Source organism: Pseudonocardia sp. ICBG1293, assembly GCF_020131355.1.
Taxonomy (GTDB): domain Bacteria; phylum Actinomycetota; class Actinomycetes; order Mycobacteriales; family Pseudonocardiaceae; genus Pseudonocardia.
The window spans coordinates 37,637-51,063 of sequence record NZ_JAHLEL010000028.1; the positions used below are offsets into that span (position 1 = coordinate 37,637).

Below are 13,427 nucleotides of genomic sequence, written 5' to 3' on the forward strand. Positions count from 1 at the left end.
AAGCCGAATCGGGTCCCGGACAGCCGGCCATAGAGGAAGCGGGTCGGCCGGTGTCGGTGCCGGTGTCGGTGCCGGTGTCGGAGAAGCGTCGGGCTGCGGCGGTGGACAGCGCGGTGTCAGCGATGGAGCAGGCGACCGCAGCGTTGACGGATGCGCGGTCGTCGTCGGAGGGGCTGTCTGGTCTGGATGGGGATGGTGTCGCGCACGCGGCGGGGGACATGCTGGCCGCGGTCGGTGTCGTCACCGCGGTCCAGGATCCTGAGGGGCGGGTGTCGCGGGTGGCGGGGGATGTGTTCGACCGGGCGACTCGGGTCCCGGGGCGGGTGTTGCCGGTGCGGTGGCCTCTGGTGGCTGTGGGGTTGCGGTCGGCGGCGTGGGAGTTGGCGGCGGTCCGGCACCTGAGTGAGTCCGGTGAGGCGGATGCGGCCCGGTTGATCGTCGCGTTGGCGGCGGTGGTCGCGGAGGTGGCGGCGTTGCGGGAGGCACAGCGGCGTCCGGCGCAGGCCGCGGCGGCCCGGCGGAGCTATGACACGTTGGCTGCTGTCCCGGTTGCTGCAGCTGCTGTGGTGTCGGCGTGGTCGGTGTCTCGGTCGCCGAAGGTGGGGCACAGTCGTGGGCAGGAGCCGCCGCGGCCGGTGAGGCCGGTGGCGTCGCGGCGGGCCCCGTTCCGGGACCGTGGTCAGGGGCCGGAACGGAGCCCTGGGCTGTAGAGGGCTGCAACGTCCCCGGCTGAGCTTGTGGGTGTCACAGCATCAGGTGGAGGGCGGTGTTGGTGGCGTCGAGGTCGAAGTGGTGGGGGTCGTACTGGTCAGATCCCCACCAGTGGACTCGGTCGGCGTGTTCGGGGTGGTGGGGGTCGGCGAGTGCGTCGAGGAATTCGGCGTAGCCGAATGCTCCGCCGACGTCTTCGGGTGGGCAGGCGCCGTGGCCGTCGATACAGCGCGGGTAGCGCACTCCGGGCTCAGCGGTGATGAGTGCGGTGACGGTCAGGGTGTGGTGCCAGTTGTCGCCGAAGTCGTAGACGTAGTCGGCTTCCTGTCCGAGGGTGAGCACGCGGGCCAGTGTGGTGGCCCCTTCGTCGAGGGTGCGGTCGCCGAGGTCCCCGGCGGGGTCCCAGTCCGGGTCCGGGATGCTGTAGCAGTCCTGGTTGATGGTGAATTCGTGCAAGTGGGAGTTCTCCCAGCCCATCGCTTCCTGGATGACCTGGTGCAAGACCGCGAGGGTGGCATCGCCGGGGACCTCCACGACCCGGTAGACGGCTGGTTCGACCTCGACCAGTGTGATCTCGATCCGGAAGATCGCCGCGGGTCCGGCCCCCGCTGCCGGGTTCGGCGCAGCGCCGGTCGTGGGCGCTGCTGCTGGTGCTGCGGTGTCCGCTTGTGTCATGGCGGCGATGCTCCCACCATTGGCTAGGCCCCGGCCTCGGACACTGCCTCGCCCGGGGACGCTTCGGTCCCCGGGCCGCTCCATTTCTACAGTTCGGGGGCTGCGTCGCGGATGAGGTCGGTGGCGTAGTTCTCCCGTCGGATGCGCTGGTCCTGATACAGCAGGGCGGTCGCGCCGATGCCGTAGCTGGAGCCGAGGCCGAACACCACGGTCAGCACAGCGGCGGCGGTGCCGATCGCGACCCAGAGTGGGCCGGCGATCCCGATCACGGCGGCGAAAGCGATTGCAGGCAGGGTGATCAGGGTGGTCGGGATCAGGATGAGCACGCTGATCGCGGCCAGCACGGCGAAGCAGCGCCACCAGGACCGGTGGACCAGGTCGAAGGAGCGGCGTAGCGCGGCCCCGGCGGTGAGTCCTTCGACGATCACCGCGGCGGGGGCGAAGGCGATCAGGACCGAGACGTAGATCAGCAGCAGGACCGCTGCCACGGTCAGGATCCCGGCGACCGTGCTGATGGTGTCGCCGTTGCCGGCCGGGTCGGGGGTGCCCCAGGACGGGGCTGCTGCGGCGGTTTCGATGATGGTCGGGATCAGGCTGATCAGGGTGACGACCGCCCACACGGTGTAGAGGGCCCGCAGGTGGGGGCGGGCGGTGGCCCAGGCCTGGGACAGGGTGAGGCGGGGTCGGCCGAGGACGGCGGGGCGCAGGGTGGACAGCACGACGCCCAAGGTGGGCGGGGTCACCACGAAGCAGAGCGCGACCAGTGCGAGGGTGAACAACACCTCCTGCGGCGAAGTCCCCACGGGAGCGGCTTGCGCTGCGGTTTCTGCTGCGGCCGGGTCGGCTGCCGCGGCATCGGCGATGGCGGGGCCCGGGTCGAGGAGCCACCACCCGGCCAACACACCGCCCCCGACCAGCAGGAGTGCTTCCAGCAGTGCCGGGACCAGCACCGCTACCGGGTTCGCCCGGACGAACCGGACCGCCGTGGCGGCGATCTGATACCACCGCAACGCCTGCAACGACATGATCCCCGGACGCGGCACCGAGGCCCCGTCCCCCGCGGGGCAGGGCCCCGGCAAAGTCGTCAGATGATCTTGTAGGTGGTCAAGGGCCGGTGGGCGTCTCGGGCGTGGTGGCGTAGTACGGCGGCGATGTTGGTGGTCCCGGTCAGTCGGAGTGCGGTGATCGCGAGGTTGCGCAGGGCGGCCATGACTTGCGGTCCGGCTGCGGTGCGGGTCTGGGAGCGGTCCTCGTCGAAGGAGACGTCCCGGACCCAGTGCAGCCGGTTCTCGATGTTCCAGTGTCCGCGGATCCAGCGGGCCAGCAGGATCGGGTCTGCCTGGAACGCGGTCAGGCTGGTGATCGCGTAGACGGTCACGGTCTTCCACCGTGCACCCGGACGTAGCGGGCGGCGCCGGCGGATGAGCCGGATGGCCTGGGCGGCGTGTGGGAAGAACTCCCCGCCCCGGTCCGGGCACCGCTGCAGGGAGAGCACGCTGATCGTGCGGGTCTCGACCCGCCCGTGGCCACGGGCCCGCTGCCGGGCGGCCGGCCCGATCATCTTCCAGGGCAGCGCACGCAGCCGGGCCAGCAGCGTGGGCTGGTTAGCCTTGACCGTCATCAGGTAGTGCCCACCGCGTTCGTGCAGGTAGCGGGCATGGGAGCGCTGAGTGTGCAGCGCGTCGGCGGTGACCAGCACACCGCGCAGGTCCAGTCCGGCCAGGAGCTCGGGGACCGCGGCCAGCTCCCCGGACTTCGAGTCGACCGCGACCTGGGTCAGCACGACACCGCTGGTCTGGTCGATCACCGACACCAGGTGCGTCGACCGCTGCTCACCATGACGGGCCCCGCGCAACGACTTACCGTCCAGCGCCCAGACCGGGCGTCGTTCTCGGGCGGGTATGCCCGGATCGGTGGGCCGGGTCGCGAGCTGCGTGGTCGCCCACCGGTGCAGCGCGTCTTCGACCGCGGTCGGGTCGAGTTGTTGGAGCAGTCTGCGGATGGTCGACTCGTGCGGGGCGACCGGTCCGGCGCCGAGGAGGTCGAGCACGGTCCGTCCGGTGTCGTGGACGTACTCGGCGATCGCGACGAACGAGCGGGCACCGGCCAGGACCGCGCACGCGCTGACCAGCAGGACCGCGATCACGCCGTGGCGCACACCGCGGGCGGCACGCGGGTCGGGGATCTGAGCCAGGGCATCGAGCAGCGACAACGCGGTCGACTCGACACCGGTATCGGCCCTCACCTGGTCGATGACGGTGTCCGATGCGGTCAGGGCAGCAAGGATCGGGGAGGATGACACGGCGGGCACGGCTTCCTGACGGTGATCAAGGCTTCGACACCCTGATGATCACGCCGGGACCGTGCCCGCGCCCATATCTCAAGCCTGCGTGTCACTGCAGCTCAGCGTCTGTCCACTGCGACTTTGCCGGGGCCCTGCCCCGCGGGGTGGTCTGTGCTCATGGTGAATGCCCTTCGTCTAGACGATTGTCTGTGTGGTCTGATGCGCGGCGGATGTCGTCCTCGGCGATTAGCGAGGGATCGTCACCTCGACGCATAGCAGCGCGGCGAGCTGCCAGGAGTTCGTCGCTCGGACCGGGTTGCCATGGTTTCAACCACACCATCTCGATGATTCCCCCGCAGATCGCCACAGTTCCTGAATAAGCGACAAGAAAGGCGGGATCGATCCCGAACATCCAGCCTGAAGCGATGGCGACGCCAAATGTAAGAACAGCGTAGAATAGATACCAGTAGTACCACTGGCATCCCCTTAGTCTTACTAGGATAAAGCCCTTAAAGGCGCCGATAAAATTGGCAATCAGGTAGATCGATATGGCGGCGCTGGCTATCCGAAGTTCCTGATTTTCAGGTACTTGCAGTAGGCCCACCCAGAGGTACCCGAAGCCCGCTAGGAGTGCTGCGCCGAGGACTGGGAGCCATCCAATAAATCCGAATATGAGGGTGACCCAAAAGCTGATCCATCGGACTTCGGCGAGGGAGCAACGTGACTGCTGCGGTGCGTCGTCTGACATGCCTGTCAGATGCTCCCACATTTGGCGATGACACCGTCGATCCCGATGATCTTCTGCAGGATCGCGATGGATTCCTCGCCCAGCTCTGACAGGCTCGGATTTGTCCGTACTGCCTTGAGTGCAGCCATCAAGGAGCCGTGGAGCTTCCTCGCGTCCCGGATAATCTTGACGATTTTTGCTCCGGGGATCCCGGTGGTGATGATGAACTCGCCCAGCGCGGCGAGACAGGCTGCAACCCCGACCGGATTGAGTCGATCGTGAGATGTGCTCCGCAGGAGTGCATTGCGGACGGCGTGCGGATTGTCGCGTTGGTCAGCGGGCAAAGAGGCCAGAGCGCGTTCCAGCTCTGACGCGATCCGTTCCAGTGCTCGTGCAATCTCTTCATAGCTGTGATTGGAGGGGAGCGCCGCGCGAAGAGATGCAACTGGCGCACTGATGGAAGCAGGCGACGGCGCGTACTGCACGGGTGCAGTGGCGGTGAATCCGGTGGTCATGCTCATCGGAATCGCGGCCGCCAGAATCACGGTGATGGCGCGTTGTGTGGACGTCGTCGTGCTCATGTTCCGTAGTGCAGCACGCTGCAGATGAGTCGGTCAACATCAGACGCATATCGAGTATATGCGCCCGCGAAATGTGTTATTGAGTGCAGATTCCGCCGAAAACCGCATGCATGCGTGTTGTCGTCTGATTAGTGGTGTTGTCGTGGTGTGTGGGTGTTCTGTCGTTTCCGCGTGAATCGGGCCGGTCGCGTCGGTGCGGGCTGTGCCGTGGCAGCTTCTGCTGCGCTGTCGATGGTCTTGGTGGTGGTGGCGGCGGCCGTGCGGGTCGCGTCGGGGCTCTCGTCTGCTGCCATATCGCCGGGGGATGTCATCTGTCCCGCAACGTTCTCCGGTTCCTGCTGGTCAGGGATGTATTCCGTGTGCCGCTCCTGGGTGGGGGCGCCGACTGTGTAGTCGGGATGCTGGATCTCGGTGGGGTGGTCGGCGGCGAGGATGGCGTCGATGTGGTCGTCGGCGGTGGGACCGCCGACGCCGCGGGAGGCGCGCAGTGCTTCGCGGTCCAGAGCGTTGCTCGGATCGAGTCGGTGGATGTCGAACGGTGTCGGCGGCACCTGCTCCCGGCCCGGGGTCTGCTCCTCGGTCGTGGCGTCGTTGGTGTTCTGCCCGGCGGCGGCGTCTCCAGCAGCGGTGTCGTGTCGCCTGCGGAAGGTGATGTTGCGGTCGAGGATGGAGCGCAGGTAGATCGCGGGGGCCCGTGCTGTTCGGACCCGTGGGGCGGGGACCCGGGCGAGTTCGGTGGCCAGATACCGGGCGTGGATGTCGTTGTGGTGCCAGGTGTGGAGTTGGCGGGCGAGGCCGGGCCAGTGCCGGCACCCGGTGACCGCCGCGGTGGTGTCGGGGTCGAGGTGATGGCGTAGGAGCTGGACGGCGGCGTGGAGGTCGGTCCCGCGCCGCGGCAGCGAGTGGGCGGGATCGCTGGTCGCGGCGCTCGGCTGTCGGTGTGTATCGGTGGCCAGGGTGTCGAGTGCTGTGGTCAGAGCCGCGCGGGGATTGTCGCGGTCGATGCCGGCCGGGTTGATCGTGGCGAGGATGTCGACGGGTCGGTAGCCGCGCTCGTCGAGGGCCCGGAGTCGTTGGTGCAGGCCCTCGAGGGCCCTGTCTCTGGGGGCGTCGTCGTTGTTCGGGTGGAGGACCTGGGTGGCGAGGTCGGGGTGGTCGGGCCAGGCCGTGTGCAATGCGTGGCGGACGTGTTCGGTGAACTGGGTGTCGTCGGGGCGGAGCTGGGTGCGGGCGTCGTCGGCGCGTAGGCGGCCGTAGACGCCGAGGTCGCGGAGTTGTGTGAGGGTGCGTTGGTGGCCGTGGGTGACTTCGTCGCGCAGGGCGGTGGCGAGGTCGAGGTCGGGGACAACGACGAACACCGACAGTTCTGTGTCCCCGCGCCGGCCGTGGGCCCACAGGCCCCAGCGGCCCCGGCCGCCGGAGGGGGCGTGGGCGGGGATGGGGCCGATGGTGGTGTGGACGGTCCATCCGAACTGCGGGTCCGGACTGGTCAGCTCCTCGAACCCGGCCGCGGCGGCGTTGTCGGCGACTGCGGAGTGGCGGAAGGCGGTCTCGTCGGCGGCGGCCATCGCCGCGACGCGCGGGTCGAGATCGTTCGCGTACTGGGCGGCGCGGCGCAGTGCTGTGTGCTGGTCGCTGAATGCGGCCCTGCCGTGGGTGAGGCGGTGTTGGCGCAGGGTGGTCGCGATGGTCAACGCGAGGCGTACCCAGGCCTGGGACTGGTCACGGCCGAGCCCGAGGGCCGGAGCCTCACCGATCGGCGAGCTCGACGCGCTCAGCGTTGTCGTCATCGCTGCGGCTCCTTCTCACCCGCCGGGGCCTCGGTGGCCTCGGGTTCGGGTTCGTCGGGGTGGGGGTCTTGGCGGAGGTAGCCGACGGTGGGGTCGCCCCGGCCGGGTGGGCGATGCTGCCCGCCTGGGCAGGCGGAGAACGGCCCGTGTTCACTCATCAGGACCTCGAGGGTGTGGTCGAGGTGGGTGTAGTAGGTGACCAGGGCGGTGCTGGTCTCGGGGTCGGTGGCCTCGCCCCAGGCCCGGTAGAGGGCACCGAAGCGGGCGACGGCTTCGCGGTGGTGCCACCAGGAGCGGCACCAGCGGATCCGCCCTTGGCCTTGGGGCAGTTTCCGCTCGCAGAGCTCAGCGATGTTGATCCGGACCCACGGGATCAGGACTCGCATGTTCGGGGCAGTAACGCGGTCCCCGGCGTCAGCGTCGTCCTTGTTGTCCCTGCCGGGGGTGGCCGGGGCGGGGGTGTCGTGGTCGTCGCGGGCGGCGCGGAGGGTTTCCTCCAGGCGGTCGAAGGTTCCGGCGAGGGTGTCGAGGTCGTCGGCGAGGACAGCGACACGGCGGTCGAGCAGGGTGTGGTCGTCGCGGAGCGTCTCGATCAGCACCGCATGATCACGATGACCGGCGCCGCTGTCGGTACGGCTGCCGGGGTGCCCGGTGCCGTTTATGTCGTGGTTGCTGGTCACGACGTCTCCTCTCCCCGGTCGTGGTGGCGTAGGCGGTGGGCGAGGGGGTTGTCGGGGCCGAGGTGGGTGATCGCGGCCCGCCGCACGTCGGCTGCGGCTGCTTCGGCGGCGGCGCGGATGTCGGTGTGGGTGTGTCCGGTGGTGTCGGGTTCGCGGTACCAGGGCATCAACTCGATCACGGTGGGGCGCGCTCCGGTGGCGAGGCAGAGGGCGTAGCGCTTATCGAGGGCGGCGATGTCGGCAACCGACATCGCCGGTGTGTCCCGATGGCTGTGGGAGGTCGAGGTACCGGCCGCCGAGTGGGTGCGGGATGTGGTGGGGAGTTCGAGGTCGCCGAGCAGCGCGGAGAGGTGGCGGGTGAGATCGAGGTCGGTGACCCCAGCCCCGACCAGCGTGATCGTCGCCGCACCCCAGAGCTTGTTCATCCCCGCCGTGCCCCAGACCTCGGTGCCTTGGGGGAAGGACTGCAGGAACGTGGCGACCTGGATGCTGTGGGAGCCGAAGTAGGAGTAGAGGGCGGGCAGATTGGCGATCGGGCACACGTTCGCCGCCTCATCCAGGATGACGCGTAGCGGTGGGTCGCAGCGCCCGCCCTGGGCGGCGGCCGCGCGGGTCGCGACGCGCAGCAGGTGGTCGACGACGGCGGCGATGATCGGAGCCCCGGAGCCGGGACCGTCCTGGGTGAGCAGATACAGGGCGTCCCGCGGCGGCACCAGCTGCCCGTCGGGTCCGGTGCGGCCGACGACGAACGCCCACGGATCCAACTCGACCACCGCGGAGGGGTCCTCGGGTGGGGTGCGCCACGTCTGAGGTGGGGTGATGATACGGGCGACGTGTTCGTTCTCCAACGCCCCCAGCGTCGTCAGGGCGCCGGCGAAGATCCCGCCGCGGGTCTCGACCGGTGCCTCGTATTGGGCTTGGAGGCCGTCGGCGACCTCGGCGAACCCGTGGGCGCGTAGGACGGCGACGGGGGCGGGGTCCTCGGTGGCGGCCCAGCGGCGGACGTCGCGGATCGACACCGGCACCCCCGCCGGGTCACGCTCGGTCGGGGTGCGGTCCCCGGCCCGGGCGGAGTGGGCGGCGGCGAGGACCAGCGCGGCGAGCAGGCGCCGGGAGGATTGGGCGAAGAACTCTCCGTTCCCGCTGCTGGTCGTGCCGGTCGACGGGCCGGTGAAGTGGGAGAGCAGGGTGGAGGCGTCGGCGAGGTCGTGGACCGGGGCTAGCGGGTCGAGCCACCAGGTCTGCTCGGTGTCGGTGAGAGCTTGCGGGTCGGCGACCCACACCCGGGCGCCGGGGATCGCGGCCCGCAGGCGGGCGGTGAGGGTGTAGATGTCGTTTTTGTTGCTGGTCGCGATCACCGGGCCGGGCGCGGACAGGATCCCCGGCACGACCAGTGCACTGGTCTTGTTGGAGCGGGGTCCGGCGATGACCAGGATGACGTCTTCTTCTGCGGCGTAGACCCGCCGCCTCCGCTCGCGCTCCTGCCCTCCACCCAGGAGGCCGCTACCGAGGATGCTGTTGTTTGGGATGCGGCCGAGGGGCATGCCGAGGTCCCGCTCGTCCACCCGCCCACGACCGTGCCGCCGGTGTCGCTGTTGATCTGGCTTGCCCTGCTGTTGGAGCAGGGACGGGCGCAGCTCGGTGGCGCGTTGGTGGGCGGCGCGGCCGCGCATCCCGGGCAGCGCGTTGCGGGTGAGCGCCGCCGGGGGCCGCCCCGGGCGGGTCGTGTCGCGCACGCCCCATGTCACGGTGATAACCACGATTGCCGTGGCGAGGACGAGCGCAGCGATGACGAGGACGGTCCAGAACAGCGGCCGGGACCCGGCATGGCCGATGAGTGGGTCTAGGGTGCCTGCCTCGGTGGCGGTGATCAGGGCTTTCGCCGTGGCCGAGCCCCATCCCGGTGCCGCGTCCGGCCCGGCGATGGCGGCGGCAGACCAGACGAGGGTGACGGTCCCGGTCCCGGTGGCGAGGACTCCGATCAGCGCGAGCGGGGCGGCGAGCTGCGCCCACGGGATCCCCGACGGGGGCTGCGACGACGTGGTCACGGGGCGGTCACCGCCGTTCCCACTCACTGTCGTCGGGTGGGGGTGCGGCTGGTGCTGCTGCCCCGGACAGGTCGGGGGGCTCTGGCCCGGGGCAGCAGCACCAGCGTCATCGGACGCGCGTCCGGTACCGCGCTGGTGACGGTGCCAGCCCGCGTTCCTGTTCGGGAGGTTGCGATGAGGTTCGTCACTGCTGGCCGGGTGCGCTGGTGGGAGCCACGGCCGGGTCTTCCCGCACTGGGTGCCGGTGATCGCCAGGACATCACCGCGAGCGGACGGCTCGGGTGGGGGTGTGGGCCGTCCGGTCATCGGGTCTTCTCCCCGGTCAGTGGCCTGTTCCAGGCGTGGTCGGTGTTGTAGAGGTCGAGTTCGTCGCGGGTGAGGGTGAGGTGGATGGGTAGGCCGGTGCGGCCGCCGGACTTGATCAAATATTTGCCGCGGCCGGGGTGGAGTTGTCCGGGCACCCAGGTCGGGGGTGCGGCCCACCCCCGCACCATCTGGGATTCCGCAGCGCTGAGCGGGGTGATGGTGTGGAGGCGGTCGAGATCGGCGGCGTTCATGCCGCCGAGGACGGTGATCGCGTTGCGCCCGGCCAGCCCACGGGCCTTCGCGCGGTCCTCCGGAGTCGGGAGGGCGGCGAGGTCGTCGAGGGAATGGGTGACCTGGGCGGAGATCTCCCCACGGCTCCGGCCGAGGCGGGTGACGCGGTCGGAGAGTTCGACCAGGCCGGGAGCGACCCGCAGCGCGCGCCAGAGCTCGTCCTGGACCCGGAACACGGTGCGCCGCTCGCCGAGGGTGGTGGCGGTGATGACTCCGGCGGCCCATGCCCAGGCCGAGAGCATGGCGGCGGCGACGACGTCATCGTCGTCGTGATCCAACGCCGAGATGTCGAGGGACAGGGCGGGGGTGTCGAGATCGGCGGTGACGGTGGAGGCCCGGTCGAACAGGCCGCGCATCCCGCCCGAGCACAGCAGGGCGAGGGTGTTGACCAGCTCCCGCGCTTCGCGCCGGTACTGGGCGTCTGTGTCGCAGGCGGTGACGGCAAGCAGCGTCGTCGGCGGGCTGGTCAGGACTCCGAGGATGTCGGGGATCACCGGCTCGGCCCCGGCGCCGTCTCTGGTGGTGGTGTGGTCGAGGGCGGTGTCGAGGAGGCGGCGTTCGGTGACGGTGATCGGTCCGCGGCGGGCGATCACGACGAGTGCCTCCAAGAGGGAGAGGCGTCGGGCGCGGATCGTCTCGGCCAGCTGGGCTCGTTCGGTCCCGATCGCGGCGGCCAGGGCGGCGCGCAGCGGCCCCGCATCCAGCGGGTTGAGGGAGTGCAGGCCGCGGCCGAGGCGCCACACGGTCCCGCCGAGGTGGTCGACGAGCGGGGTGTATTCGCCTTTGACGTCGCCGGGGATCACCGCGGTCGCCCCGAACGCCACCAGCCCGGTGAGCAGACGTTTCACGATCGTCGACTTGCCGATGCCGGGCTGGCCCTGGATCCACATCCCGGTGTTCGAGACGAGGCCGGTGCGCAGCCAGTGGGCGGGGTCGAGGCCGACAGGTTCGCCGGTGTGCAGGTGGCGGCCGACGGGGGCACCGCGGGGTGCGGCGCCGCCGGCCACAGCGAAGGGGAACAGTCCACACACCTGGCTGGTGGTGGCCTGCCACATGATCCCGGGTTCGACGTTCGCGGCACGGCCGCCGCCGCGCGCTGGCCATCCCCATGCCGGCGGCAGATCCCGTCCCCGGGTCTGCTGCGCGGCGACAAGGTCGGGCGCGGCCGGATGCACCGGCTCCCCGGCCGGCCGAGATCGAGGTGTGTCGTCGTCATGGGCACCTCATAGATGTCTCCGGTCCCCTCTGGGGCTCTCCGGTCAGGTCTGAGTAGGTGTGGATAGGTCGCGGCAGATACGGACGTGGGCAGAGGTGTATGGGCGCGGGTGGGTGTTAGTGGCGGTGGTGGAGTTCGTCGGGGTTGGTGCCGAGGCCGAGGGCGGCGGCGAACCCGGCCGCATGCGCGCCGTTGAGGCGGCGGAGGCGGAGTTTGGTGTGGCCGGCGCGTTGTTCGAGGTCAGCGACGGCGGCGGGGAGCAGGTCGGGGTCGGTGACGGTGGTCGTCGTGTAGAGGGTGAAGCGGCCCAGGCCGGCGCCTTCGGCTTCTTCGCGTGCGGTCTGGATCGCCCGGGCCATGTCGTCGCGGTCGCGTTGGGTCTCGTCGCGTTTCGTTTTGCGTGCCCAGGAGCGGCGGATGTGGGTGTGGGTGATCTCCCGTTCCACCTCGGTCGCGGCCGCACTGGCGCTGAACGGTGCGTAGAGCAGGGTGGTGCGGCGGGCGAAGGGGCCGGGGGCCAGCAGCGGGCCCAGGATGCGGTCCATGACAGCCTGCCTCGGTGCTTCGATCATCGCCCACGACACTGAGCTCCCCGAGTCATGCCGGTAGTGCTCCCACGACTCGCGGGCGCGGATCGGGGCCGCGTCGGCCCACTCCGACGCCCAGTGCTGCGCCGCGTCCGGCAGCGCACCGCTACCGACACCACCAGCGCCAGCAAGATCAGCTCGGGTGGTGGGGTCGTAGGCGGCGCGTAGGTGATCGGTCAGCCAGGGGGTGGTGGCACGTCCCAGAACCGCGACCCCGGTTGCGGACAGCGCTCGTTCCATGCCGGGCAACCAGCGGGTGACCTCGGCGACCGCCGCGGGGAGGTCCGGGGGGCGTGGTGTGGCGCGGGCGGGTCGAAGCAGAGCGCGACATAGGTGTTGACCTCGGCGGCGGAGGACGGTGCAGCGGCGGCGAGGGCGGCCATCACCGCCCGCGCCGCCGCCGGTGCGTCGGGGTGCAGGCGGGTGGTGACGTCGTCGCGCAGGGTGGTTCCGCCGGTGGGTGAGGTGTCGATGGTGACGGTGAGGTGTCGGATCATGGGTTGGTAGCCGAGGTCGGCGAGGAAGGCGCCCCACTGCGCGACCCAGGTGTCGGCCTGTGCGCGGTCGATCAGGTCCAGGCCGACCGGGGAGACGCGTAGGACTGCGGTCAGGGTCCCGGTGCGCCGATCCCACAACAGGCCCTGTCTGCTGCCGCGGCCGTCGTCGGTCGACAGCGGCACCACCGGGGCGAGGGGGCCGGGGAGGTCGTGGCGGCGGGGGTGCTCGGTGAGCAGCCCGCCGGAGAGCTCGGTCCAGCCCGCGCGGGCCGCACGGTGGAACCGCAGCCGACGTAGTGCCAGACCGGTGAGGGAGTGGCCGTCGACCTTGACCACGGTGACCGCGACCAGCACCGCCCCGACCGCGGCCAGGGTGAGCGCGGCGCGGCCGGAGCCGATCGCGACCAACGCGGGGCCGACCAGCGCGGTGAACACGACTTTCGTCTCGGTCGGCGACAAGGTGCCGATGCCGAACCCGCGGGCACGGCGCCAGTTCCCATAGGTCCGCCGTGTTGTCGGCGCACTGCTGCTGTTACTCATGTTCACCGTCCTGCTTCGCCGGTGTCGGTGCCTGCGCCGGGTGGGGCTGGTCCGGCACCCGAGGGACCACCAGCGCTGCCGCTGCTGTCTGCTCCGGCGTCGGTGGTCGTGGCGGTCCCGGTGGTGGTGCTGGTCAGCTGGGCGGCGGTGGCCTCGGCCGCCGACTGCGCGGCCTGCACCGCCGCTCCGGCGGCCGCTACCGCGCCGACCCCCGACACCGCAGCACCGGCCCCCGTAACACCTGCGGTGCTGGCGCTGGCCCCCGTCGCCGGGCAGGGCGCCGGTCCCTGCCCGGCGCCCTGCCCGGCGGCCGGGGTGTTCTGCGGGCCGGGCGCCGTCCCAGCGCCCGCTCCTGAGGGACCGGCGGTTCCCAGCCCGCTGTCGGCACCCGGGCCGGTCCCGCTTCCCTCGGCACCGGCGCTGGGGCCGGTCGCGGCGGGAGCCCCGGGCGGCGCCGCAGCAGGTGGGGTGGCCCAGGCCGGAGCGCTGTCCGG

The 13,427-nt window shown here is 70.7% G+C and carries 10 protein-coding genes and 2 pseudogenes; 1 reads left to right on the forward strand and 11 read right to left on the reverse strand.

The features are described 5' to 3' along the window. Nucleotides 1-744: 744 nt before the first annotated feature. The 11 genes and pseudogenes from KPF47_RS12815 to KPF47_RS12870 form a co-directional block, all read right to left on the reverse strand. On the reverse strand, nucleotides 745-1,386 hold the full coding sequence (locus tag KPF47_RS12815; RefSeq protein WP_224389088.1) for a plasmid pRiA4b ORF-3 family protein: 642 nt from the start codon (nucleotides 1,384-1,386) through the stop codon (nucleotides 745-747). Between the two features lie 86 nt (nucleotides 1,387-1,472). Next, on the reverse strand, nucleotides 1,473-2,189 hold the full coding sequence (locus KPF47_RS12820; RefSeq protein ID WP_224389089.1) for a hypothetical protein: 717 nt from the start codon (nucleotides 2,187-2,189) through the stop codon (nucleotides 1,473-1,475). A gap of 281 nt (nucleotides 2,190-2,470) precedes the next feature. Next, the gene (locus KPF47_RS12825) at nucleotides 2,471-3,631 is read right to left on the reverse strand and encodes an ISAs1 family transposase (RefSeq protein WP_224389090.1); all 1,161 of its coding nucleotides are present in this window, start codon (nucleotides 3,629-3,631) and stop codon (nucleotides 2,471-2,473) included. A gap of 214 nt (nucleotides 3,632-3,845) precedes the next feature. Continuing rightward, nucleotides 3,846-4,418 (reverse strand): hypothetical protein, encoded by a 573-nt coding sequence (locus tag KPF47_RS12830; protein WP_224389091.1) that lies wholly within the window; start codon nucleotides 4,416-4,418, stop codon nucleotides 3,846-3,848. 5 nt (nucleotides 4,419-4,423) lie between these two features. Then, on the reverse strand, nucleotides 4,424-4,978 hold the full coding sequence (locus KPF47_RS12835; RefSeq protein WP_224389092.1) for a hypothetical protein: 555 nt from the start codon (nucleotides 4,976-4,978) through the stop codon (nucleotides 4,424-4,426). Nucleotides 4,979-5,106: 128 nt separating this feature from the next. Then, the gene (locus KPF47_RS12840; protein WP_224389093.1) at nucleotides 5,107-6,768 is read right to left on the reverse strand and encodes a hypothetical protein; all 1,662 of its coding nucleotides are present in this window, start codon (nucleotides 6,766-6,768) and stop codon (nucleotides 5,107-5,109) included. Further along, the gene (locus KPF47_RS40090) at nucleotides 6,765-7,448 is read right to left on the reverse strand and encodes a DUF4913 domain-containing protein (RefSeq protein ID WP_224389094.1); all 684 of its coding nucleotides are present in this window, start codon (nucleotides 7,446-7,448) and stop codon (nucleotides 6,765-6,767) included. The genes KPF47_RS12840 and KPF47_RS40090 overlap by 4 nt, the downstream gene beginning before the upstream one ends. Beyond that, on the reverse strand, nucleotides 7,445-9,496 hold the full coding sequence (locus KPF47_RS12850; protein ID WP_224389095.1) for a type IV secretory system conjugative DNA transfer family protein: 2,052 nt from the start codon (nucleotides 9,494-9,496) through the stop codon (nucleotides 7,445-7,447). Before KPF47_RS12850 ends, KPF47_RS40090 begins: the two co-directional genes overlap by 4 nt. 302 nt (nucleotides 9,497-9,798) lie before the next feature. Further along, nucleotides 9,799-11,148 (reverse strand): helicase HerA domain-containing protein, encoded by a 1,350-nt coding sequence (locus tag KPF47_RS38705; RefSeq protein WP_255659606.1) that lies wholly within the window; start codon nucleotides 11,146-11,148, stop codon nucleotides 9,799-9,801. A gap of 277 nt (nucleotides 11,149-11,425) precedes the next feature. Continuing rightward, nucleotides 11,426-12,933 (reverse strand): annotated as a pseudogene (locus tag KPF47_RS40890) (SCO6880 family protein). A gap of 2 nt (nucleotides 12,934-12,935) precedes the next feature. Then, nucleotides 12,936-13,151 carry a hypothetical protein gene (locus KPF47_RS12870; RefSeq protein ID WP_224389098.1) on the reverse strand — a complete coding sequence of 72 codons (216 nt, stop codon included), beginning with the start codon at nucleotides 13,149-13,151 and terminating at the stop codon, nucleotides 12,936-12,938. Between the two features lie 28 nt (nucleotides 13,152-13,179). Here KPF47_RS12870 and KPF47_RS12875 point away from each other — a divergent pair. Then, nucleotides 13,180-13,427: pseudogene (locus KPF47_RS12875) on the forward strand (hypothetical protein); the annotation flags it as partial.